A 22,814-nucleotide genomic window follows, 5' to 3' on the forward strand; every position below is an offset into this window, starting at 1 on the left:
TTGCCCTCCCCGGCCGCCGATTGTAGCAACGGGACCCGCCGCTCAATCGCTGCCTGATCGGAGCCGATCGCCATGTCGTTGAGACTTCCGCAAGACCTGGGATCGTCCTTCTTCCCCGATCGGGCGAATGACGCTTTCAACCATGAGGTTCTCGCCGAGAAGGCCGCTTCATTGGGCCGCGCGGGGAAGAAACTCGCCGCGAAGCTCGCGCTGTTGAGCGAAGCAGCGGAGGGTGCCGACCGCGCGCCTTTGATCCAGGCAGCGGCCGATGCGGCGCACAGCTATTTCGTGCAGCGCGAACTGTGCGGGCTCTATTCCCACCAGGGCATCATCGACGACTATGGCATACCGCGCGAAGTATTGGCGCGAATGGGCGCGCGATAGGTACGCGAAAAGCATTCGACCTCCCTTCCACTGAGGCGGGATTGTTAACCCCGCTACGCGCATCATCGACCCATGATGACCGCGCTCGATCTTCCGCCCGATACTCTCGACGAGGCCGAGCGATCCTTTTGCGACACTATTCGCCAGCATGGCTGGTTGCGGACTGCTGCATTGGCGGAGGAGGGGAAGCCCGGTTTCTCCTTCACCACGGGGTTCGGCGTAACGGCGCAGCAGCCTGAACTGGTGATCTTCAGCACCGCGGATGATGTCGTCCATGACATCTTCTGGGCGCTGTATCGGCGTGCCAGCAGCGGTCTTGCGATGCCGGTCGGTCGCCGCACCGCGGAGGTTTTCTCCAACCTGCCGGCGTACCTTTTCCCCGTCGCGCCCAGGAATTTCGCGGCCTATCTGGGCTGGAGCCGGTGGTTCTATCGCGGTGATGGCTTTTCCTGCCTTCAGATCGTCTGGCCCGATCGGTCGGGCGTTTTCCCTTGGGAGGACGGGTTTGATCGCACGTTCGCGTCGGATCAGGTCGACCTGACGGAGATGGGCTGGGCTGCCCATCGGGCAGATTGATGATGGGCGACGATTGGGACCATTATTTGTGCCGGCTGGGGGACGATCTCGGGTCCATCTACCTGAACCTTGGCCTGAGAACCGACGCGCCGATCGCGACGCATGCGGAGGTGACAATTGTGTCGGTGCCCTTGCTGCACCCGACCGACCGGGGAATGTCCGGCGACGCGGAGTTCGACACGCTGATCAGCCTTGAGGATGATCTGAGCGCCGCCGCCGCTGCGGAACAGAGCATCTATGCGGGACGGCTGACCGCGCGGGGCTCGCGCGTCTTCTATTTCTATACGGCGGATCCGGCTGCGCTGTCGGACGTGATCGGCGCCGCGATGGCGCGGCATGTGCCGTACCGCTTCACCATCACCGGCCACGCCGACGCCGAATGGTCGCTGTATCTGAATCTCCTGTTCCCCGGGCCGGACGCGCTTCAGCAGATCCGCGATCGACGGCGGAGCGCCGCGGCGGAAGAGTGATGAAGGTGGCCCGCTGCGCCCGCTCACTGCCGGAACAGGATGCCGACCCGGCCGACGAACCCGTCATAGCGGCGGGTCGGACGTTTGAGTTGTTGCGTGCATAGCCCGCCTCGCCGAACAGGCTGAAGCGTTCGTCCAGTCTCTTCTCCAAGCCGCCTGTCAGGCGCAGCTGCGTGTCCTTGCGCTTGTACGGATACACCCCGGAGAACGGCGCCTTGTAATCGCGATGGACGAGGTAGAGGCGGCCGTAGGCCTCCAACCCCTCGCTGAGCGGGGTGCGCGCGGTCAGCAGCGTGCCATAGCCGTTGTAGCTGAAGCGCTCCGCATCCGCATTGGCGAAGAGCCCCAGCAGCGACGCGGCGCGTATCGATCGACGCGATCGGCGTCAGGCTGCGCACGCCCATCTCGGCATCGATGCGGCGCCGCGACAGATTGTCGATGATCACGATCTCGTGACCGAGCGCGGATAGATGGAGCGCGGTGGGCCATCCGCAGAAGCCGTCGCCACCCAGAACGAAGATCTTTTTTGCCATGAAGCTGCCTCAGCCGCTTCCGACAAACCTTCGGAATGGAAGGCGTGTGCTGATCGGCGGTGATTCCCGGTATTCGGAATTGTACGCACGCAAAGGATCGGCGAGCCGCGCCCCGGCCCTGAAACCTGCTGCGCCCCGGCTGCCCCCGCAAGCCGGCGAATGGCGCGGCCCTAGGGAGGTTTACTGACTGCGCGGACTGGTAAAAGCGCAGAATACCCAGCGGTCGAAGAAGGTTCGGCTGATGGGACAACGACAAAAATGTCGGATGATGTCGCAGGGAAAAAAGCGGGTGCGGATCGGGCGCTTTGGACGAGCACGATCGCCTTTACCGTCTGTTTCGCGGTGTGGACGATCTTCTCGATCGTCGGCCTTGGCGTCAAAGACGAACTGGGGCTGACCGAGACCCAGTTCGGCCTGTTGACCGGGACCCCTATCCTAACCGGATCGCTGGTGCGCGTGTTCCTGGGCGTCTGGTCCGATCAGATCGGCGGTCGGCGGGTGTTCGCCGCCGTCATGGTGCTGTCGGGCATCGCCACGTTCCTGATGTCCTATGCGCACACCTATCCCCAGCTGCTGCTCGCGGCGCTGGGCGTCGGGCTGGCTGGCGGCTCCTTCTCGGTCGGCGTGGCCTATGTCTCCAAATTCTACCCCGCCGAGCGTCAGGGCACCGCGCTCGGCATTTTCGGCGCAGGCAACATTGGCGCGGCAGTGACCAAGTTCTTCGCGCCGTTCGTGATGGTCGCGATGGGTTGGGAGATGGTGGCGCAGATCTGGGCCGCGGCGATCATCCTGATGGGGGTGATCTTCCTGTTCGTGACGCCGGAGGATCCTGACCAGCACGCGCGCCAGCGCGGCGGCCAGAAGGCCGAGAGCATGGTGAGCCAGCTGAAGGTGCTGCGCAACGTTCAGGTGTGGCGTTTCTCGCTTTACTACTTCTTCGTCTTCGGCGGCTTCGTGGCGCTGGCCATGTGGCTGCCGCGGTATCTGATCGGGGTGTACAGCCTCGACATCCGCACCGCGGGGATGCTCGCCGCCTTTTACTCGGTACCGGCCAGCCTGTTCCGCATCTACGGCGGCACGCTGTCGGATCGCTACGGCGCGCGCAAGGTGATGTACGCCACCTTCATCGTATCGGTACTGTGCACGTTTCTGCTGTCGTACCCGCCGACCACTTATGTCATCGACGGCGTCAACGGCCCGATCACGTTCAGCACCTCGATGGGGCTGGTGCCGTTCCTGATCGTCATCTTCCTACTCGGGTTCTTCATGAGCCTGGGGAAGGCAGCGGTCTACAAGCACATCCCGGTCTATTACCCGAACCATGTCGGCGCGGTCGGCGGGCTCGTCGGGATGATCGGCGGGCTGGGCGGCTTCATCCTGCCGCTCGCCTTTGGTGCGCTGAACGATCTGACCGGCATCTGGACGAGCTGCTTTGCGCTGCTGTTCCTGATCGTGCTGGTCTCGCTCCTCTGGATGCACGGCGCGATCCATCACATGGAACGCGAGGCGTCGGCGGCCGCCAACGTGCCGCAAAGCCCCGAGCTGCCCGAGTTTCGCGGCATGGGCGATCCCGGCATGAAGCGCCCGCCGCTGCGCGCCGGGCCGATCGCCGAATGGCGGCCCGACGATCCGGAGTTCTGGCGGACGACAGGGCGCCCCGTTGCCCAGCGCAACCTGTGGATTTCGACCTACTGCCTGCTCTTGTCCTTCGCGGTGTGGATGGTGTGGAGCGTCGTCGTCGCGCGGCTGCCCAGCATCGGCTATGATTTCACCACCGACCAATTGTTCTGGCTGGCCGCGGTGCCGGGCATATCGGGCGCGACGCTGCGCATCTTCTACGCCTTCCTCGTCCCGATCTTCGGCGGGCGGCTGTGGACCACGCTGTCGACCGCCTCGCTGCTGATCCCCGCCTTCGGCATCGGCTATGCCGTGCAGAACCCGGGAACGCCGTTCTTCATCTTCCTGGTGCTGGCGCTGCTGTGCGGTTTCGGCGGCGGCAATTTCGCCTCATCGGTGGCGAACATCAGTTTCTTCTATCCCGCGTCGGAAAAGGGCCGCGCGCTGGCGATCAATTCCGGCATCGGCAATCTCGGCGTCAGCGTCATGCAGCTGGTGGTGCCGGTGGCGATCACCATGAGCCTGTTCGGCGCGCTCGGCGGCCAGGCGCAGGTGGCGAACGACGGCACGAGCCTGTGGCTGCAGAACGCCGGCTTCATCTGGATCCCGCCGGTGCTGATCGGGACCGTCGCCGCGTGGTTCGGGATGAACGACATCCTCAGCGCCAAATCCTCCTTCGCCGATCAGGCCACGATCTTCGGCCGGCGCGATACGTGGCTGATGTGCTGGCTCTACACCGGCACCTTCGGGACGTTCATCGGCATGTCGGCGGGCTTCCCGCTGCTGTCCAAGCTGGTCTTCCCGGAAGTGGACGCGCTCCACTACGCCTTCCTCGGCCCGCTGGTCGGCGCGCTGGCGCGGGCCGGCAGCGGCGGACTGTCCGACCGGATCGGCGGCGCGAAGGTCAGCTTCTGGGTGTTCATCGTCCAGGCGATCGCGATCATCGGCATGATCTGGTCGCTCGACGCGCGCAGCTTCCCCGGCTTCTTCGGCATGGTGCTGCTGCTGTTCTTCGTCAGCGGCGTGGGCAATGCCTCCACCTTCCAGATGGTGCCCGGGATCATGCGCCGCGTGTTCGACGCGTCGCACGCCGAAATGCCCGAGGGTGAGCGCCGGCTGCATGCCGATCGCGAGTCCGCCGCGATCGTCGGCTTCATCTCGGCGATCGCAGCCTACGGCGCCTTCTACATCCCCAAGGCCTATGGCTGGTCGATCAGCAGCAGCGGTTCGGCCGACGGCGCGCTGTGGGCCTTCTTCGTCTTCTACCTCAGCTGCGCGGCCCTGACCTGGGTCGCCTACAGCGGCCCGCGCGGCATCTTCGGATCGCGCCCCAGCCTCGCCACCCCACCCCAAGGCCCTGGCAAGCGCGACCAGACCAGCGGAGCTTATTCATGAGCCATTTCCTCGACCGCCTGACGTATTTCCGCCGGGCGCAGGAGAAGTTCTCCGACGGCCTGGGCATCACCACGGACGAGACGCGGGCGTGGGAGGATGCGTATCGCAAGCGCTGGGCGGCGGACAAGATCGTGCGCTCCACCCATGGCGTGAACTGCACCGGATCATGTTCGTGGAAGATCTACGTCAAGGGCGGGATCGTCACCTGGGAAACGCAGCAGACCGATTACCCGCGCACCCGGCCCGACCTGCCCAATCATGAGCCGCGCGGCTGCCCGCGTGGCGCAAGCTACAGCTGGTATCTGTATTCCGGCACGCGCATCAAATACCCGCTCGTCCGCGCGCGGCTGATCCGCCACTGGCGCGAGGCGCGCAAGACGATGGCGCCGGTCGCGGCGTGGAAGTCGATCGTGCAGAACACCGACAAGCGCCGCGACTGGGTGTCGAAGCGCGGTCGTGGCGGCTTCGTGCGGATCGGGTGGGACGAGGCGACCGAGATCATCGCGGCGGCCAACGCCTATACGATCAAGGAATATGGGCCCGACCGGGTCGCGGGATTTTCCCCGATCCCGGCGATGTCGATGATCTCCTACGCCGCCGGCAGCCGCTATCTGTCGCTGATCGGCGGCACGCTGCTCAGCTTCTACGACTGGTATTGCGATCTGCCGCCGTCGTCGCCGCAGACCTGGGGCGAGCAGACCGACGTTCCGGAAAGCGCCGACTGGTACAATGCGGGATTCCTGCTCGTCTGGGGATCGAACATCCCGATGACGCGCGCGCCCGACGCGCATTTCTATTCCGAGGTCCGCTATCGCGGCGCCAAGAGCGTCGTCATCGCGCCCGATTACAACGAATCGGCGAAATTCTCCGACATGTGGCTCCACCCCAAGCAGGGGACGGACGCGGCGCTGGCGTTGGCGCTTGGCCATGTCGTGCTGAAGGAGTTCTACGTCGATCGGCAGGTCGAATATTTTACCGATTACACGCGGCAATATTCCGACTTCCCGTTCCTCGTCCGGCTGGTCGAGCGCGACGGCAAGCTGGTTCCCGACCGCCTGCTGCGCGCCGCCGACCTCGACGGGGCGCTGGGCGAGGTGAACAATACCGACTGGAAGCCGGTGGCGATCGACGATGTGTCGGGTGAGCTGGTCGCGCCGCGCGGTTCCTCCGGCTTCCGCTGGGGCGAAACCGGCAAGTGGAACCTCGAGGAGAAGGACGGCAACGGCAACGAGACGCGGCTGCGCACCACGCTGGCGCAGCATCATGACGCGGTCGAGCCGGTCGCCTTCCCCTATTTCGGGTCCACCGCGCCGCACGATTTCGTCGCGACCAACCATGACGAGATCCTGCTGCGCAACGTGCCCCTGCGGCGCGTGACCCTGGCGGACGGCAGCAGTGCGGCGGTCACCACCGTGTTCGACCTGATGTGCGCCAATTACGGCGTCGATCGCGGCTTCGGCGGCGAGAATGTCGGCGCGACCTTCGACGACGACGTGCCCTTCACCCCGGCCTGGGCAGAGAAGGTGACGGGCGTTCCGCGCCAGGCGATCATCCAGGTCGCGCGGGAGTTCGCGGCCAATGCCGAAGTGACCAAGGGCCGTTCGATGGTGATCCTGGGCGCGGGGCTCAACCATTGGTACCATATGGACATGAGCTATCGCGGGATCATCGCGTTGCTCGTGATGTGCGGATGCGTGGGCCAGTCGGGCGGCGGCTGGTCGCATTATGTCGGCCAGGAGAAACTGCGCCCGCAGACCGGTTGGCTGCCGCTCGCCTTCGCGCTCGACTGGACTCGCCCGCCCCGCCAGATGAACGGCACCAGCTTCTTCTACGCGCACACCGACCAGTGGCGCTACGAGACGCTGCGCATGTCCGAGATCCTGTCGCCGCTGGCGCCCGAGGGCGACTGGTCGGGCAGCATGCTGGATTATAATGCCAAGGCGGAGCGGATGGGCTGGCTCCCCTCCTCGCCACAGCTGCAGATGAACCCGCTGGAGCTTGGCCGGCGGCTGCACGAGAGCCAGACCGATCCGGGCAACGCCGTCGCCGAAGGGTGGAAGACCGGCGTGATCAAGCCAGCGAGCCTTGATCCCGACAATCCGCAGAACTGGCCGCGCAACATGTTCTTCTGGCGATCGAACGTGCTGGGCGCGAGCGGCAAGGGCCACGAATATTTCCTGAAGCACCTGGTGGGATCGCTGCACGGCGTGGTCGGCACCGACGAGGATGCCGAGCGGATTGACCGGCCGCAGGACGTGGTGTGGCGCGACGAGGCACCGGTCGGGAAGCTCGACCTGATGGTCAACATCGATTTCCGCATGTCGACCACCAGCATGTATTCCGACATCGTGCTGCCGACCGCGACCTGGTACGAAAAGCACGACCTCAACACGTCCGACATGCACCCGTTCATCCACCCGCTGACCGCGGCGGTGGATCCGGCGTGGGAAAGCCGGAGCGACTGGAACATCTTCCGCTCGATCGCGGAAAAGTTCTCCGAAATCTGCCCCGAGGTGCTGGGCATCGAGCAGGATGTCGTCCTCTCCCCGATCCTGCACGACAGCCCGGGCGAACTCGCCCAGCCCTATGAACCGCAGGACTGGCTGAAGGGCGAATGCGAGCCGATCCCGGGCAAGACGATGCCCAACGTCCAGATCGTCGAGCGCAACTATCCGGAGACGTTCGCGCGCTTCACGTCGATGGGGCCGCTGCTGGAAAAGCTGGGCAACGGCGGCAAGGGGATCAACTGGGACACCAGCCACGAGGTCGAGCTGCTCGGCGACCTCAACGGGCGGGTGGCGGAGGGCCATGCCGAGGGGCGGCCGCGGATCAACACCGACATCGACGCCTGCGAGACGATCCTGATGCTCGCGCCCGAGACGAACGGCGAAGTGGCGCTGAAGGCGTGGGAGGCGCTGGAACGCACCACCGGCCGCCAGCACCGCCATCTGGCGGAGGGCAAGGAGGAGGAGAAGATCCGCTTCCGCGACGTCGCCGCGCAGCCGCGCAAGATCATCTCCTCCCCCATCTGGTCCGGGCTGGAGAGCGAGAAGGTCTGCTACAACGCCGGTTACACCAACGTCCACGAACGCATCCCGTGGCGCACGCTGACCGGGCGGCAATCGCTTTATCAGGATCATCTGTGGATGCGCGCGTTCGGCGAGGGCCTGGTCACCTGGCGACCGCCGATCGACACCAAGACGGTCCATGACGTCGTTGGGCAGCTGCCCAACGGCAACAAGGAAATCCTGCTCAACATCCTCACCCCGCACCAGAAATGGGGCATCCATTCGACCTATTCGGAAAACCTCCTGCTGCTGAGCCTCAGCCGCGGCGGCCCGACGGTCTGGATCAGCGAGGACGATGCGACCGCCGCCGGGATCGAGGACAATGACTGGATCGAGGTGTTCAACATCAACGGCGCGGTGACCGCGCGGGCGATCGTGTCGCAGCGGATCATGCCCGGATCGGCGATCATGTACCACGCGCAGGAAAAGCTGGTGAACACGGTCGGTTCGGAAATCACCGGCCAGCGCGGCGGGGTCCATAATTCGGTCACCCGGATCAACATGAAGCCGACCCACATGATCGGCGGCTACGCCCATCTCGCCTACGGCTTCAACTATTACGGGACGGTAGGCGCGAACCGGGACGAGTTCGTGATCGTGCGGAAGATGAGCCAGGTGAACTGGTTCGACAAGCGCGCAGACGACGACGCCAATGTGACCGGCGGCACCGCAGACTGGGGCACCGGATCCAATGTGGAGGCCGCAGAATGAAAGTCCGCGCGCAGATCGCCATGGTGCTGAACCTCGACAAGTGTATCGGGTGTCACACCTGTTCGATCACTTGCAAGAACGTCTGGACCAATCGCGAGGGCGTCGAATACGCCTGGTTCAACAATGTCGAGACCAAGCCCGGGATCGGATATCCCAAGGATTGGGAAAACCAGAAGCGGTGGAAGGGCGGCTGGATCCGCAAGAAGAACGGCAGCATCCAGCCCCGGCAGGGATCGAAGTGGCGCATCCTGTCCAAGATCTTCGCCAACCCGCACCTGCCGGAAATCGACGATTTCTACGAACCCTATACGTTTGAATATGAATGGCTGCAGGCAGCGCCCGAGCTTCAGGCACAGCCCACCGCCCGCCCCCGCTCGCTGCTGACCGGCGAAGCGCTCAACAAGATCGAGTGGAGCGGCAATTGGGAAGACATGCTGGGCGGCGAATTTTCGAAGCGCAGCCAGGATCAGAATTTCGAAGGGGTCGAGAAGGAGATCTACGGCCAGTTCGAACAGACGTTCATGATGTACCTGCCGCGCTTGTGCGAACATTGCCTCAACCCCGCCTGCCTCGCCTCCTGCCCGTCGGGCGCGATCTACAAAAGGGCGGAAGACGGCATCGTCCTGATCGACCAGGAGAAATGCCGCGGCTGGCGGATGTGCGTATCGGGCTGCCCGTACAAGAAGATCTACTACAATTGGTCGACCGGTAAGTCCGAGAAGTGCATCTTCTGCTATCCCAGGATCGAGACCGGCCAGCCGACGGTCTGCTCGGAAACCTGTGTCGGGCGCATCCGCTACCTCGGCGTCGTCCTGTATGATGCCGACCGGATCGAGGCCGCCGCCTCGGTCGAGGATCCGCAGGATCTGTACGAGGCGCAACTGGGCGTCTTCCTCGATCCCAACGACCTGGAGGTACAGGAAGCCGCGCGGCGCGACGGCGTGCCCGAGCTGTGGCTGGAGGCCGCCACCCGATCGCCGGTGTACAAGATGGCGGTGGAATGGCGCGTCGCCTTCCCGCTCCACCCCGAATATCGCACACTCCCGATGGTCTGGTACGTGCCGCCGCTGTCGCCGATCCAGTCGGCGGCCGAAGCAGGCAAGATGTCGGCCAAGGACGGCATGCCCGACGTGCGCAGCCTGCGTATCCCGCTGCGCTACCTTGCCAACCTGCTGACCGCGGGCAAAGAGGAGCCGATCGCCGAGGCGCTCGAACGGATGCTGGCGATGCGCGCCTATATGCGCGCCAAGTCGATCGACGGCCGTATCGACGAGACGATCCCCGAACGCGTCGGCCTGACCCGCGCCAAGATCGAGGACATGTACCGCTTCATGGCGCTGGCGGCGTACGAGGATCGCTACGTGATCCCGACAACACACCGCGAAATGGAGGAGGACGCCTATGTCCTCCGCGGCAGCAGCGGCTTCGGCTTCCGCGAGGACAGCAACGGATCGACCAAGGTCAATTTGTTCGGCGGTGCCAAGCGAACGCCGCGCAAGCGCTACATGGATGCCCCGACATGAGGATGACGCTGAAGGCCCTCGCCGCGCTGCTGGGCTACCCGTCCGAAGAGCTGAAGCACCATGCGCAGGAAATCAGCGACGTGCTGCGCGAGGAGGGCGCGCTGCGCAAGCCCGCGCTCGCCAAGCTCCAGCCGCTGCTGGGCAACCTCGCCAGCGACGATCTGCTCGATCTCCAGATCACCTATAGTGACCTGTTCGACCGATCCCGCCGGCTGTCGCTTCACCTGTTCGAACATATCCATGGTGATGGGCGGGAACGCGGCCAGGCGATGATCGACCTGGGCGAGCAATATGCCCAAAGCGGCTTCCTGCTCGACACGCGCGAATTGCCCGATTTCGTGCCCGTGTTCCTCGAATATGCCTCCAGCCTTTCGCCGCGCGAAGCGCGCGCCTTCCTCGCGCAGCCGGCGCATGTCTTTGCGGCGATGGCCGAGCGGCTGGACGAGCGGGATGCGCCTTATGCCGGCATCTTCCACGCGCTCCTCGCGCTGGCCGGCGTGAAGCCCGATGCCGAGGCGCTGTCGGAGCTGAAGGAACGCCAGCCATCGGACGATCCGGCGAAGATCGACGAGGAATGGGCCGAAGCGCCCGTCACCTTCCTCGCCTCCGCCGCGCACGACATGGGCGGGCCGACCGGCGTCGTCGCCAAGATCCGCGCCTCGAACAGAGCGGTCAGCAAGGATGCGGGCCACAGGGAGACGGGAGCATGAACGCGTTCATCAACCAACTCGCATTCGGCTGGTACCCGTATCTGGCGGTCACCGTCCTCATCGTCGGCAGCATCCTTCGCTTCGACGCCAGCCAGTTCAGCTGGCGATCGCAATCCAGCCAGTTCCTCCGCCGGCGCCAGATGGTGCTGGGATCGAACCTGTTCCACATGGGCTTGCTGATCCTGCTGGTCGGCCATTTCGTCGGGCTGTTGACGCCGGTGACGGTGATCGATCGGCTGGGGATCGGGCATGAGTTCAAGCAGCTCGCCGCGCTGATCGTCGGCGGGATCGCAGGGGTGATGGCCTATATCGGCTGCACGCTGCTGCTGCATCGCCGGCTGGCCGATCCACGCATCTGGCGCAGCTCCTCGTGGGGCGACATCATGGTGCTGGTGCTGATCTGGTGTCAGCTGACGCTGGGCATCCTCACCACCTTCTGGACGATCCGGCACGTCGACGGCAGCGAGATGCTGCGATTCATGAACTGGGCGAATGGCATCCTGACGCTCAATCCGGGCGCGCCGGAGGAAATCGCGGACGTCGCGCTCGTCTACAAGCTCCACATCATCCTGGGGCTGACGCTATTCCTGATCACCCCCTTCACCCGGCTGGTGCATATCTGGAGCGCGCCGGTCTGGTTCCTGATGCGGCCCGGCTACCAGATCGTCCGATCGCGCCTGCCGATCGGCAAACGGTATTTGTCCCCCACCCGCGGGCTGGCCGGCGGCGCGGCGAGCTACGGCGGCGACACGATGCTTCGCCAGCAGGCCGAGGAGAACCAGGCGATATGACCCGACAGGCAGACACGCTCGATCTGACGCCGCGCACCGGCATGCCCTCCGCCTGCGCCAGCGGCGGCTGCGGCGGGGCGGAACCGCTCCTCCCCCCGCCGCCCAGCTTTGGCGACGTGCGCGTCAATGGCGTGGAGATCGATCCCGAGAGCATCGCGCAGGAGATCCAGCATCACCCCGCGCCCGACATGGAAACCGCCTGGGCCGAGGCGGCGCGCGCGCTCGCCGTGCGCGAATTGCTGCTTCAGGAGGCACGGCGGCTCGATCTGACGGCTGAGCCCGAGGAGGACGAGGCCGGCCGGATCGAGCCGGAGGACGATGCGCTGATCCGCTGCGTCCTGGAAACCGAGGTCAGCCCGGAGCTGCCCGATGATGACGAATGCCAGCGTTATTATGCGGCGAACCAGCAGCGGCTGCGCACCCCGGACCTGTTCGACGCGGCACATATCCTGATCGAACCCGAAAGCGCGGAGGCGGACGCCTGGACCGTGGCGGAGCGGCGCGCGGGCGAGATCGCGCAGACCGTCGGCGATGATCCGGCCGCCTTTGCGGTTGCCGCGCGCACCCATTCGAGCTGCCCGTCCAGGCAGCAGGACGGGTCACTCGGCCAGGTCCGCCGCGGCGAACTGGTGGGCGAGATCCACGAGGCGCTGGAGCATATGGCCGACGGGACGACCATGATCCGGCCGGTGCGCACGCGCTTCGGCTGGCACGTGCTTCGCCTGCAGCGCCGCATCCCCGGCCGCACCCTGCCCTATGAGGTGGTGCGCCCGAAGATCGCCGAGATGCTGGAGGCGCGCAGCTGGACCATGGCGTCGGCCCGCTACATCGCGGCGCTGGCCGAGCGTGGCCGGGTCGAGGGCATCCGGATCGGGGGCGAGTGATGGCGACGCTGGGCGACATCCTGGCCTCTGCCCGGCGGTCGTCCGGCGGGCTCGAGCAATGGCTGGGCGACACCGATCCTGAACTTGCCGGTGATGCGGCCGCCGCGGCCGGGCGGTTCGGCCTCAGCGTGTCAGGCTATGCGCGCATGGCGATCGCCGATTTCACGCGCCTTGCCGGCGAAGAGGATTGGGTGACGCTGATGTCCGGGCTGCGCGACAGCAGCGATCCGGGCACCACCTGCCTTGCGGCGATGGTCCACTGGCGGCTGACCGCGCCCGACTGCCGCTCGCGTTCAGACACCATCGAAGCGGGAGCGACCCATGCCTGACGGACAGAAGACGCAGCTCAACCGCGCGCTCAAGAGCGGTACCGAGACGCAATATGACACCGGCGCCAGTTCACCGGCACCGATCGACACGACCTCCGCCACCGAGGGCGAAGGCGAAGGCTGGCCGGTGATCTGGGTGATCGTGATCGCGATCTGCCTGGTGGTGACGGGCTACCTCATCATCTGAGGCGCCCCTCGTGCGGCGCGGCGCGGTGAAGCGCGGCTGACAAGAATACAGGTGCGATCCGGCCCATGGGCATCGCCGACGGAGGAACTCGTGGTGAAATACCTTGCCGTTCCGATTACCGCGCTGGTGCTGGCCGGGCCCGCCTATGCGCAGGACGTTGAGCTGAAACCGCTCGTCGATGCGCGGGTGCGGTACGAACATGTCGATCAGGACGGGCTGACCCGCGACGCCGATGCGCTGACGATCCGGATCCGCAGCGGGGTGGAGGCGACACTGGGCGGATGGAGCGCGCTGGTTGAGGCGCAGGGCACGCTCGCCGCGGTCGACCGTTATTATGACGGCGTGACCGGCGACCCCTCGCGCCCGCTGGTCGCCGATCCGGAGAATATCGCGCTCTACCGGGCGCAGCTTCGCTATCAGGGCGAGGCATTTGCGGTGACAGCGGGGCGGCAGCGGATCATCCTCGATGATGAGCGCTTCGTCGGCAACGTCGGTTTTCGCGACAACGCGCAGACATTTGACGCGGTACGCGCCGAAGTGACGCCGCTGCCCGCGCTGAAGCTCGACGTGACCTATGCGTGGAGCGTGCGGACGATCTGGGGGATCAATGGCACCGGCGCGCGCCCGACCGCGATCGGCGGCGACAATGTCTTTGCCAACCTTTCCTATGCGACGCCGATCGGCACGCTCACCGGCTTTGCCTATCTGGTCGATCAGGACGAGGCGGCGGTGCAGGGGTACCGGCTGTCCAGCCAGAGCTATGGCGCGCGGCTGGCCGGATCGCGCGCGCTCTCGCCCGCGGCGAAGCTCGCCTGGCAGCTGAGCTATGCGCGGCAAAGCGACTGGCGGCGCAACCCCAATAGCTACAGCGCGAACTATTACCTTGCCGATGCGACGCTGACCGTATCGGGCTGGTCGCTCAATGCCGGCTATGAAGTGCTGGGGGCCGACAATGGCACGGCGCTGACGAGTTTCCAGACGCCGCTCGGCACCAATTTCAAGTTTCAGGGCTGGGCGGACAAGTTCCTGACCACGCCGCCCAATGGCGTGCGCGACCTGTACCTGGGTGGCGGTTATGGGTGGAAGAACGTGCTGGGCGCGGACGCGATCACGCTGGGCGGGACGTGGCACCGCTTCCGCAGCGATCGGCTCGGCGAGCGGTACGGGACGGAAGTGGACCTGCTCGCCAGCGTGAAGGTGCGCCGGGCGCTCGTGTCGCTGCGCCACGCGCGCTATCGTGCCGACAGCTTCGCGACCGACACCGACAAGACATGGGTTCAGCTCGACTGGGCCTATTGAGCGGCGATGCGCCGCTGGCCTGCCCTCCCCCAATCACGACGGCCATAGCAGAGAATGGCAGCCGCTGGGCGACGGCAGGACGGCATTTTACCGGACAAGGAGCGCGCCGCGCGACGGCGTGCGAGCCTCGGCTAGTCGTCGCCGCTCACTGCGCCATACAGCCCCAGCCGTCGGGCATGCCTCCGGACTCGGCGGCGATCGCGGCAAGGCGCTGTTCGATGTCGGTGACCAGATCACAGGTCGGTACCACTGGTTCAGTCGTGACCGTCACATCGAAGGGGAAGCCGGGCTTGTCATAAGGCCGCACCCCGGGAGCAAAACCGTGCGCGTCAGCACGCCGCGCGAAGGAAATCGCCCCCTCGCGCGTCGGGAACAGATAACTGAAATCCATCGCCCGCGGCGTGCGAAGGTCTTCGCCAGCGGCAGCCATGTCCCGCAGCACGTCGGCATTGTCATCGTACAGCGCCATGCGGCGAACGTCGAACCCTCGCCTTTCATTTCGGTGAAGTTGTCGCCGATTTCGGTTATTATCCCGCCGGAGATGAGTAACTTTCCGAAGTGAGTATCGCTTGGGTTGAAGCCGGACAAAGGCCTTTACTGGGCCAGCATCCACTCGCGGTTTACTGTCGTGCGCACGCGATGGTTCCGGCGCGGTGCACGAGCACCGGCGCGTTCAAATCCACCAGATCGACGACCTGCTGCGTCACGCAGGCGCTGCCATCAGCGGCGCGAACGGCAATCTGCCCGGTGGCGGGAGCCGTCACCGTAAAGAAGCCGCGATCGTCGGTGATTGCGACGTCGTTGGCGCCTTCCACACGGGCAGAGGCCAGTGGTGCGCCTTGCGCCGAGACAATCTGGCCGAAGATGGTGACCACGCGCTGGGCCTGGAAGCGCACGCGCGCCACATTTCCTGGATAGAGGGTGACCGGACGCTGCGTCGCATCGAGATCAAACTCCGGAGCCCCCTCCGGCTTGAGCCCGACTACATATTCGCGGAGAGGCGCAACACCGATAGCCGTTCGGCTGCCTGGCCCGGCATAGTCGAAAGGCCGGCCATCGATGGTGATGCGATAGCCGCCTTCTGCAACCGTCCGCGGACGCGCGGCCTGTCGCAGCCCTATTGCCGGCTGTGCGCCCGGATCTTCGGCCTCCGAGGCGGCGGTCTCCGTCGTCTCGACTAGGTCTTCTACGCGCGACGCCGCCTTGACCGGCGGGGCCTTGGTCAGGTCGACCAAAACCATTGCTTCTGCCGGGTTGCGCAATCCGAGCTTCAAGGCGCCGCCGCCAAAGGCGAATCCTGTTTCGATGTTCGTCTGGAAGCTTACCTGGCTTGAGCCGAACGCGCCGGATTGCCACTGGCCCGACAGGTCGGCGGCGCCATACCGTGAGGCGGCAACGACCCGCGCAGTGGCCCGATCGCTATCGACATCGGTGGCGGCGCCGAGTTCGCCGACCACGTCCACGTCGGCGATCCGCTCATATCGCGTCAACTTCGCGTCCGCGATGGGGGAGAATCCGTTGCGGCCACTCCCGGGGATCGCCTCAGACACATATTGACCGCCCATGTTGAACGATGCGTTCGTCTTACGGTCGACACGCTTGAAGAAGGAGATTGATATGCCCACGCGCGTATCGAAGTTCGATCGAGAGACAACTGCGCTCATCAAGGCGCCGCCTGTCCACGGCAGGATGAGTTGACGGGTATATTGCAAGGCAGCCGTGTAGCGGTCATCCAAGCCGCGGGTACGACTGTAACTTCCGTTCAAGCTGAGCGCGCCACCAAGAATCTGGCTCTGGACCGAGCCGAACACCGTATCCTGGTCGGTGTAATAGGGTTGATACGCTGCCCGGCTCAGCTGCTCAGGCGTAAGCCGCGGCACGTCGTCCACGCGCGTTCGCCGCGCGGTCAAAAAGAAGCTGACGCGCTCCAGCTGCATGCTGCCGCTGACCAGCGCCGAATAGGCGCCGCCTGTGCCAAGCCCGCCGCCAAACAGCCCGGTGAGCCGACCTTTGTTGACTTCAACGGTCGCTTCTCCAAAGGCGCGCTGATCGAAACTGGTGATCGACAGACCTGCGCCGATCGCCGAGCTTAGCCGGCGCTGGACTGAACCGGACAGGATCAGCTCACCCGTCGTCGACGGGAAGAAGCCACCTCCCCCAGTTGCCAGCAGATTGCTGAATACCGTGTCGCGAACGCGTTGCCCCGCGCGGAAGCGGAAGCCCGTCTTCCCCATTGGGACGCCGCCCGTCAGACGCGAAAACGTGCGGGTCTGATCGAGCAGTATCTGCTCCCCATCCCGGGCAATGACCTGCACGCTATAGGTCCCGTCTGGCAGCGCCCGGGTGTCGAGTAACTGAAGGCCCGCCTCATACTGTCCGCTCGCCACCAGCACTCCGTAGCGGTAGATTTCTACCTGGGCGCGGCGCGGCAACAGCACTTCGATCGGCGTTGCCGTATCCACGGCCGGATCGATCAGAGTTCCGAAATAGGATCCGAACTCTCCGCCGATCATACGGTAGCTGTTCAGTGTAAGAGTCTGATAGTCCTGGAGCAGGCCGAGCGCGGCGCGACGTTCTCCCCATAGGCGCTGCGCATACAGTTCTTCGCTGCGGAAGCCGCCGACGTCGGTCAAGGTGGTGCGTGCGATCAGCGCATTTCGCCCGACACTGGCCAGCGTGGTGAAGGTGCCGCCAAAGGTAACCGCGCCGAACCCACCTTGCGACGCTGCGGACATCTGGACGTTCTGGATCAGCGAGAAGCCAGGATAGGGATCGCCCAACTCACGTACGGCCACGGCGCGGGAGACAAGCACTTCTCGTGGGAGGAACAGCGAAACGGAGAAGCTGTCGACATCCACGATGACGCCAGAAATGCCGGTGGGAAGAATGCCACAGCCGATTGCCGCGGCTACGCCCGGACGACACCGGAACTGTTCGTTGGTCGAGAAGTCCTGCGCCAGAAATTCAGCCGCGGCGGCGGTGACGACCGTTGTACCCAAAGCGCGTGCGACGGCTGTCGGGTCTTCGAAGCGAAAGCGGCCATTCTTAACCGTGCCGGCGAACCCGCCGACCACTTGCTGCTGAAAAACCAAATCGAATTGCGTCGACAGCGACGTGTCCACGTCTTCGAAACCGGCGGGAACCCCAGTCTTCAGCTCGCCCAGACGCGCGTTTTCGGCTTGTGCGCCACGCTCTTGAGCGATGCTGGCGCTGCTCCAAACCAGCAACAGTGCGCTTGACGCGTTCAGGAAGCCGCGAATACTCACGCCCGTCGACTCAGAAGGGTTCGATCGTCAGGCGAATTCTCTCGAAGTATCGGCCGGCAAGCGAGGATGAAATCTGCTGGTCTGTGCTGCGGATCGACAGTTCAGCGTTGGCGCCACGTCCGCAATCGGCAACGCCTGGCGAGCGACCTTCAAAGACCAACTCTCCAGCGGTCATCGCCTTTTCATGTTCAGTGCCCGTCGGATCACGGAAACTGACACGATAGCTTAACGCGGAGCGGGGATCAGGACCGATCAGGCTTCCACCCGTCTCGCTCGCGATCTTCAGCCGGAACCGGCCCGTCGAGCTTGCCGTGCAAATACTGGCCGTTGCACCATTCACCAGCTCCGACACCGAAGACGGGAGAAATTGCCTGCCCGAGAAGACCCGCACCGAAGCTTCCGGCTGCGGCGGTGGCTTCATCGAGAGAGATGCAATCGTCGAGGGCGGCACCACAGACTGCGCGGCAACCGACGTGGCCGCAATAAGCAGCCCGCCTACCGTAAGCGTCCGGATCGTGCGCCTGAGGCTCAACAATTTACCCCCCCCTAGAGTTTAGGTGTGGGCGGGAGACGCGCTCCCGCCCAAGCACATCAGAGAGGTGCCACCGTGAACGTCATCGTGCCGGTGTACGAACCAGCGAGTGCGGCGAGGATGCGAGCGTTCGTAAAGCGAACGTTCATCGACGCATTCTCGGTGCCATTGCAGTTCAGCGTCGTCGGACGGGTCTGGCCACCCGCGGTGGTCTGCATGTTCTTTGCGACGCCCGGTGCCGCGGTGCCCTTGTAGTAGACGTCACTGGCGCGGTCCGAAGCCCAAAGGGCGAACGACAGCGTGGTGTTGTTCGGGCCGCTGAGCGAGAACTTCGCCTCGCCGGTGTTGAGTTCTGCACCAGCCTGGCCGTCAACGGTCAGCTTGTACAGGCCGTCTACGCTGTCGTTCGAATAGACGCAGAAGCGCTGAGCGACGTTCTGAGCGCCGGATGCGTTGGCGACATTGGCTGCGGTGACGTTGAGAGAAATGTCTTCCAGACCGGAGATGCGAACCATCTTCGGAATGATAGTCGTGATGTCGAACGCGGCAGTGCTGGCCGTGGTCGAAAGCTGGCCATCGCCGGCCGACTGAGCAAAGGCAGACGTCGACGACATCGCAGCCAGAGCAGCCGCAATAACAAGCGTTTTCTTCATTTCAGGCCCCTGTATTCAGATCGTGCCGTCTTCTTGCCAACGTGAACGATCCACCGCCGGCCTTCGACACTGCGAATCACCTAGACTCGGGAGTTGTAGCCATCAACTATGATTAGGAACTCATTAACCATGCCGGTGTTTCGTTATAGGACGCGGAGGGTGCCGCTGGCGTTTCGTGCTCGCGCTGCGCGCGGCGAGGCGTTCCGAATCGGAACGAACAGCGGGTCACCAAGAATATTCGACGTCCCGTGGGTCTGCCGCTGCGCTCGTGCGCTGCTTGAAATACAGGCGCGCAGTTCCCGCCGGGACCGGCATGGACCAACTGTTCCCCGGGTATAAACGCCGCGCGCCGAGGTCGACACAGCCGTTGGTCGGCGCCGCCGCGGCCTTGCCGGGATCTGCTGCTTGCGGCCTGACGCCCTGGGGGCAAGCGCGCCCCTCAAACAAAAGCACATTCGTGTTGCCGTTGTTCTGGAGGGTGAGCGTATCGCCAGACCGCGAGTTCAGGATGTCGGCCTTCGGCTTCGGCGGACGGGCGGTGACGAGAAGGTCATAGGCGGTCAACAACTTGACCGACACGCCCTTTGCATCGCCCTGCGTCGCCGGCGCGTCGATAGCGCCGACTTGGGGAGTGACTTTGACTCGATACACGCGGTCGCTGGATAGCGCTTCGTTCAGCGATACGACGCGTATTGATCGCATCCCACCGGGTTCAACGATCAATCGGTTGGGAGAAACAAGCAGACCCAGTTTTTCCGGGTCCGCCGTTTGAACGCGCGTTTCGCTATCCGTTCCCGGCTCGACGATCTCAACAGGAGTGACCGTGATATAATATCGGTCTTTGCTCTCGTTTCGAATGACCACGTCCGCCCGATTGGCGGCACCCGGCTCAAAGTCGACCCACAGGCGATCGATCGCCAATTGAGCATGGGCAGGGGTCGATGCGCACCCGATGACCGAGGCGATACCAAGCGCGTACGCCGTCAAGCGACTCAAAACAGATCTCCCCCGGCCTTCCCCCAGGCCGCGGGGCTCAAATTTGCGAGAAGCTACCCTAAGTCAATTTGCGCGGCCCGGGTGTCCGCGGCTTAGCGTTCCAAAATGAGACTAACGGTTCGGCTAGGTAGCAGACACCAGCACGGTCAGGCCGTTCGCTTTCGAGTCGGCTGCGGCACGCAAGGCGAACGACTCGCGCCTGAGGCCGTTCTTGATCGTGCTGGATTTCGCGGAGATGACCAGCGGCGACTGCGGCGCGGACAACGAGAACAGCGCACCTCCAGAACTGAAGATCGCCGCTTCAACGTCGGCATCGGAGGAGACACGATCGGGCATCTTGATCATCAATGCGGCCTGATTGGACGACACAGTCCACAGGCCGACCGCTCCCTCTGCCTGAGCATCCAGCGCGGCGGCAATCGGGGGTATGTTGACGGTGATCGAGAAGGTGGAGGAGTCCCGTGAGCCAAGCTCCGACGCCATCGCGGGTGAGGTAGTCACCAGCGTCAACGTTGCTCCAATAATGGTCCAAGCGCGCATATATTTGGCTCCACGATCAACGTGAAATGCACGCAGAGGTATTACCGTTGCATTCGCAGACATGATTAACGCGGGACGTGGCTGGCGATTCTAGCTCATGTCGCCAAGCGACGAGCTAAGCCGTCTCTGGTTGATCGCCAGCGTGATGCGGGCCTCAATCTCTCGAACCGCCGCCTCAGGGCTGGACGAGGCGGTGTCGATCACCAACGGATCAGTTTCCCAAGGCTCGTACTGCCGGGACAGCACCTCATCCCAGGACGGGAGCCTCCATCCGTCCATGTCGCTCACGCGGGTTTCCACGCGCCTGCGATGCTCCGCCTCGTCGCTGCAGATACACTCCACTTCCAGCAACGACACGTCGGCCTGCTCGGCGACGTGTCTCCATCCCTGGCGGCTGTCGCGGACCGGGTTCACGCTGTCGGCGACAACACCGTTCCCGAGCCTGAGGTTGGCCAAGGTGACCGCATAGGCGACTTGGTAGCCCTCCGCGCCCACTTGGCGCGCCGGCGAAACATGGCGCGCCAAGGCGTTCTTAATGTCGTCGATCCGAACGTAGGTGAGCGCGTTCCTTGCGGCCAGGGCCTTGGCGATCGTGGACTTACCCGCGCCAGGAAGTCCCGCGAACACGATCAGCATGTTACCTGTCCTAATGTGCGTGAGGTACAATTTGGCAGAAGATTATAGCATGGCGGGAACGCGACCATGAGGTGCGGTTCCGAGAGGATCAGAAGACCGGACCAGTGGGTCGGCAGGCGCGCGCTGGCGTGAATGGGTTGGTCGACATGGCAACGCGCTCAGACGTGCGCACGAAGATGGTTCTCGCGGTTTACGTGGCCTGCTTTGCGATCGGTGCACTCAATCATGCGCGCGATTTCCTGACCGGTGGATGGCGGCCCTATGCTTGGGGGCCGCCCTTGCTTGAGCTATTCTGGAGCTCGCTGGTTATCGTGGACGCACTCGTCATCGCGATGCTCCTGTCGCGATACAGGAGGTCGGGACTGCTGCTGGCGGCAGCGATCATGATCGTTGATGTCGTCGCGAACAGCTATGCGCTTGTCGTTCTGCGCATCCCGGCCTTCGGACTGGCGGTGTCGCTTCAGGCGACGTTCCTGGGCTTCATCCTCGGTTCGATCGCTTTCCTCTGGCCGCGCGGCGCGGGGGCCGCGAGGGTGTATTGACCGTATAACACAGTAAGTCTAGCTCCGTCCCGACGATCGAGGGAGGGGATGATGATGGGGCACCTGCTGTCGCGGACGCTGGGCGCAACGCTGGCGCTGGTTGGCCTATCCGGAGGCGTCGCGGTCGCAGCAGGCGCTGCGCCGGAATATCGGCCGGCGTTTCGGCCGGAGCAGCTGAAAGGACCGCCGACCGGCACCCCCAATGACGTGCTGGTGCTCGGCACCACGCATCTGTCCGGGATGGATGACAACTTCCGGCCGGCGATGCTGGCGCCGCTGCTCGACCGGCTCGCGCGCTGGAAGCCGACCGCCATCACCGTGGAGGCGCTGTCCGGGCTGCAATGCGACAGCCTGCGCCGTTATCCCGTGCGCTATGCCTCCACGGTGGAGGATTATTGCCGCGATCCGGGGCCTGCTGGCCGCGCCATCGGGCTCGACGTACCGGCCGCCAATGCCGAGGCCGAGAAGCTGCTGGCGGCGTGGCCCGCCGCCCCGACCCCGGCGCAGCGTCGCCGCCTGGCGGCGGTGTTCCTTGCCGCCGGTGAATCTGCCTCGGCGCTGGTGCAATGGCTTCGCCTGCCCGAGGCCGAACGGCGTGCTGGCGACGGCTTGACGGCGGACCTGGCCGCGTCGCTGAACCAGCTGAAGGATCGCCGCAACGAGAACAGCCTGATCGCCGCTGTGCTCGCCGCGCGGCTCGAGCATGAGCGGTTGTGGAGCGTCGATGATCATTCGGCCGACGGCCCGTTAGGGGCGGACCAGGTCGCCGCGGAGGCGGCGGTGATGCGCGCGTGGGACAATCCCGCCACCAAGGCGCGGCTGGACGAAGACAAAAGGTTGCAGGCCGGCCTGTCACAGCCCGACGGCATCCTGAAAATGTATCGCTCGATGAACGATCCGCAGACACCCATGCAGGTGTATCGATCCGATTTCGGTGCCGCGCTCGCGGAGCCCTCCCCCGGCGGCTATGGCCGGCGCTATGTCGGCTCTTGGGAGACGCGGAACCTGCGGATGGTGGCCAATATCCGCGACGTGCTCGCCCATCATCCGGGCAGCCGGCTGCTCGCGATCGTCGGCGCCTCCCACAAGGGATATTTCGACGCCTATCTGAACCAGATGCATGACGTGCGCCTGGCGGATGCGTCGCTGGTGCTTCGCTGAGCCACCGCGCT

Annotated in this window: 21 protein-coding genes; 14 read left to right on the forward strand and 7 right to left on the reverse strand. The window is 64.7% G+C overall.

Annotated features, from left to right (window positions below; all coding sequences use genetic code 11):
* Positions 1-72: 72 nt before the first annotated feature.
* The 12 genes from K0S66_RS11990 to K0S66_RS12045 all read left to right on the forward strand — a co-directional run bounded on the left by K0S66_RS11990 (position 73) and on the right by K0S66_RS12045 (position 14,477).
* Entirely contained in the window at positions 73-384 is a 312-nt protein-coding gene (locus tag K0S66_RS11990; protein WP_301075644.1) for a DUF6665 family protein, read from the forward strand.
* A gap of 75 nt (positions 385-459) precedes the next feature.
* Positions 460-960: a DUF4262 domain-containing protein gene (locus K0S66_RS11995; RefSeq protein ID WP_301075645.1), complete on the forward strand. Its 501-nt coding sequence runs from the start codon at positions 460-462 to the stop codon at positions 958-960.
* Entirely contained in the window at positions 960-1,430 is a 471-nt protein-coding gene (locus K0S66_RS12000) for a DUF695 domain-containing protein (protein ID WP_301075646.1), read from the forward strand. The genes K0S66_RS11995 and K0S66_RS12000 overlap by 1 nt, the downstream gene beginning before the upstream one ends.
* Before the next feature lie 791 nt (positions 1,431-2,221).
* Complete coding sequence (locus K0S66_RS12005) at positions 2,222-4,975, forward strand: MFS transporter (RefSeq protein WP_301075647.1); 2,754 nt, start codon at positions 2,222-2,224, stop codon at positions 4,973-4,975.
* Positions 4,972-8,754, forward strand: a complete 3,783-nt coding sequence (locus tag K0S66_RS12010; RefSeq protein ID WP_301075648.1) for a nitrate reductase subunit alpha — start codon at positions 4,972-4,974, stop codon at positions 8,752-8,754. Before K0S66_RS12005 ends, K0S66_RS12010 begins: the two co-directional genes overlap by 4 nt.
* Complete coding sequence (gene narH, locus K0S66_RS12015; RefSeq protein WP_301075649.1) at positions 8,751-10,277, forward strand: nitrate reductase subunit beta; 1,527 nt, start codon at positions 8,751-8,753, stop codon at positions 10,275-10,277. Before K0S66_RS12010 ends, narH begins: the two co-directional genes overlap by 4 nt.
* Complete coding sequence (gene narJ / locus K0S66_RS12020) at positions 10,274-10,987, forward strand: nitrate reductase molybdenum cofactor assembly chaperone (RefSeq protein ID WP_301075650.1); 714 nt, start codon at positions 10,274-10,276, stop codon at positions 10,985-10,987. The genes narH and narJ overlap by 4 nt, the downstream gene beginning before the upstream one ends.
* The gene (narI, locus tag K0S66_RS12025) at positions 10,984-11,778 is read left to right on the forward strand and encodes a respiratory nitrate reductase subunit gamma (RefSeq protein WP_301075651.1); all 795 of its coding nucleotides are present in this window, start codon (positions 10,984-10,986) and stop codon (positions 11,776-11,778) included. Before narJ ends, narI begins: the two co-directional genes overlap by 4 nt.
* On the forward strand, positions 11,775-12,662 hold the full coding sequence (locus K0S66_RS12030) for a peptidylprolyl isomerase (protein WP_301075652.1): 888 nt from the start codon (positions 11,775-11,777) through the stop codon (positions 12,660-12,662). The genes narI and K0S66_RS12030 overlap by 4 nt, the downstream gene beginning before the upstream one ends.
* Positions 12,662-12,991, forward strand: coding sequence for a hypothetical protein (locus K0S66_RS12035; RefSeq protein ID WP_301075653.1), 330 nt, complete (start codon positions 12,662-12,664; stop codon positions 12,989-12,991). Before K0S66_RS12030 ends, K0S66_RS12035 begins: the two co-directional genes overlap by 1 nt.
* Entirely contained in the window at positions 12,984-13,178 is a 195-nt protein-coding gene (locus K0S66_RS12040) for a hypothetical protein (protein ID WP_301075654.1), read from the forward strand. The genes K0S66_RS12035 and K0S66_RS12040 overlap by 8 nt, the downstream gene beginning before the upstream one ends.
* A 93-nt stretch (positions 13,179-13,271) precedes the next feature.
* Entirely contained in the window at positions 13,272-14,477 is a 1,206-nt protein-coding gene (locus tag K0S66_RS12045; RefSeq protein ID WP_301075655.1) for a hypothetical protein, read from the forward strand.
* 145 nt (positions 14,478-14,622) lie between these two features.
* Here the strand turns inward: K0S66_RS12045 and K0S66_RS12050 are convergent, their stop codons facing one another.
* The 7 genes from K0S66_RS12050 to K0S66_RS12080 form a co-directional block, all read right to left on the reverse strand.
* Positions 14,623-14,946 (reverse strand): ribonuclease E inhibitor RraB, encoded by a 324-nt coding sequence (locus tag K0S66_RS12050; RefSeq protein ID WP_301075657.1) that lies wholly within the window; start codon positions 14,944-14,946, stop codon positions 14,623-14,625.
* A gap of 151 nt (positions 14,947-15,097) precedes the next feature.
* Positions 15,098-17,743 (reverse strand): TcfC E-set like domain-containing protein, encoded by a 2,646-nt coding sequence (locus K0S66_RS12055; RefSeq protein WP_301075658.1) that lies wholly within the window; start codon positions 17,741-17,743, stop codon positions 15,098-15,100.
* A 10-nt stretch (positions 17,744-17,753) separates the two neighbouring features.
* Positions 17,754-18,164 carry a hypothetical protein gene (locus tag K0S66_RS12060; protein ID WP_301075659.1) on the reverse strand — a complete coding sequence of 137 codons (411 nt, stop codon included), beginning with the start codon at positions 18,162-18,164 and terminating at the stop codon, positions 17,754-17,756.
* 170 nt (positions 18,165-18,334) lie between these two features.
* Positions 18,335-18,928 carry a hypothetical protein gene (locus K0S66_RS12065; RefSeq protein WP_301075660.1) on the reverse strand — a complete coding sequence of 198 codons (594 nt, stop codon included), beginning with the start codon at positions 18,926-18,928 and terminating at the stop codon, positions 18,335-18,337.
* Positions 18,929-19,153: 225 nt separating this feature from the next.
* Positions 19,154-19,924, reverse strand: a complete 771-nt coding sequence (locus tag K0S66_RS12070) for a hypothetical protein (RefSeq protein WP_301075661.1) — start codon at positions 19,922-19,924, stop codon at positions 19,154-19,156.
* 123 nt (positions 19,925-20,047) lie between these two features.
* On the reverse strand, positions 20,048-20,407 hold the full coding sequence (locus tag K0S66_RS12075) for a hypothetical protein (RefSeq protein WP_301075662.1): 360 nt from the start codon (positions 20,405-20,407) through the stop codon (positions 20,048-20,050).
* A 147-nt stretch (positions 20,408-20,554) separates the two neighbouring features.
* A complete protein-coding gene (locus K0S66_RS12080; RefSeq protein WP_301075663.1) occupies positions 20,555-21,100 on the reverse strand; it encodes an ATP-binding protein in 546 nt (181 codons plus the stop codon).
* 128 nt (positions 21,101-21,228) lie between these two features.
* Here K0S66_RS12080 and K0S66_RS12085 point away from each other — a divergent pair, with 128 nt between their 5' ends.
* Together K0S66_RS12085 and K0S66_RS12090 are read left to right on the forward strand one after the other, a co-directional pair.
* Positions 21,229-21,642: a hypothetical protein gene (locus K0S66_RS12085; RefSeq protein ID WP_301075664.1), complete on the forward strand. Its 414-nt coding sequence runs from the start codon at positions 21,229-21,231 to the stop codon at positions 21,640-21,642.
* Positions 21,643-21,693: 51 nt separating this feature from the next.
* Positions 21,694-22,803 (forward strand): DUF5694 domain-containing protein, encoded by a 1,110-nt coding sequence (locus tag K0S66_RS12090; RefSeq protein ID WP_301075665.1) that lies wholly within the window; start codon positions 21,694-21,696, stop codon positions 22,801-22,803.
* Positions 22,804-22,814: the final 11 nt, after the last annotated feature.

The sequence above is a fragment of the Sphingomonas sp. genome (assembly GCF_029239295.1).
Lineage (GTDB): Bacteria > Pseudomonadota > Alphaproteobacteria > Sphingomonadales > Sphingomonadaceae > Sphingomonas.

Excerpts from the sequence above, each read along its gene's own strand:
- narJ (WP_301075650.1), top strand. The coding sequence starts at position 10,274 with ATGAGGATGACGCTGAAGGCCCTCGCCGCGCTGCTGGGCTACCCGTCC.
- K0S66_RS12035 (WP_301075653.1), top strand. The coding sequence starts at position 12,662 with ATGGCGACGCTGGGCGACATCCTGGCCTCTGCCCGGCGGTCGTCCGGC.
- K0S66_RS12010 (WP_301075648.1), top strand. The coding sequence starts at position 4,972 with ATGAGCCATTTCCTCGACCGCCTGACGTATTTCCGCCGGGCGCAGGAG.
- K0S66_RS12040 (WP_301075654.1), top strand. The coding sequence starts at position 12,984 with ATGCCTGACGGACAGAAGACGCAGCTCAACCGCGCGCTCAAGAGCGGT.
- K0S66_RS12030 (WP_301075652.1), top strand. The coding sequence starts at position 11,775 with ATGACCCGACAGGCAGACACGCTCGATCTGACGCCGCGCACCGGCATG.
- narH (WP_301075649.1), top strand. The coding sequence starts at position 8,751 with ATGAAAGTCCGCGCGCAGATCGCCATGGTGCTGAACCTCGACAAGTGT.
- K0S66_RS12050 (WP_301075657.1), bottom strand. The coding sequence starts at position 14,946 with ATGGCGCTGTACGATGACAATGCCGACGTGCTGCGGGACATGGCTGCC.
- K0S66_RS12090 (WP_301075665.1), top strand. The coding sequence starts at position 21,694 with ATGATGGGGCACCTGCTGTCGCGGACGCTGGGCGCAACGCTGGCGCTG.
- K0S66_RS12065 (WP_301075660.1), bottom strand. The coding sequence starts at position 18,928 with ATGAAGAAAACGCTTGTTATTGCGGCTGCTCTGGCTGCGATGTCGTCG.
- K0S66_RS12075 (WP_301075662.1), bottom strand. The coding sequence starts at position 20,407 with ATGGCGTCGGAGCTTGGCTCACGGGACTCCTCCACCTTCTCGATCACC.
- K0S66_RS12000 (WP_301075646.1), top strand. The coding sequence starts at position 960 with ATGATGGGCGACGATTGGGACCATTATTTGTGCCGGCTGGGGGACGAT.
- K0S66_RS11990 (WP_301075644.1), top strand. The coding sequence starts at position 73 with ATGTCGTTGAGACTTCCGCAAGACCTGGGATCGTCCTTCTTCCCCGAT.
- K0S66_RS11995 (WP_301075645.1), top strand. The coding sequence starts at position 460 with ATGACCGCGCTCGATCTTCCGCCCGATACTCTCGACGAGGCCGAGCGA.
- narI (WP_301075651.1), top strand. The coding sequence starts at position 10,984 with ATGAACGCGTTCATCAACCAACTCGCATTCGGCTGGTACCCGTATCTG.
- K0S66_RS12005 (WP_301075647.1), top strand. The coding sequence starts at position 2,222 with ATGTCGGATGATGTCGCAGGGAAAAAAGCGGGTGCGGATCGGGCGCTT.
- K0S66_RS12080 (WP_301075663.1), bottom strand. The coding sequence starts at position 21,100 with ATGCTGATCGTGTTCGCGGGACTTCCTGGCGCGGGTAAGTCCACGATC.
- K0S66_RS12060 (WP_301075659.1), bottom strand. The coding sequence starts at position 18,164 with ATGAAGCCACCGCCGCAGCCGGAAGCTTCGGTGCGGGTCTTCTCGGGC.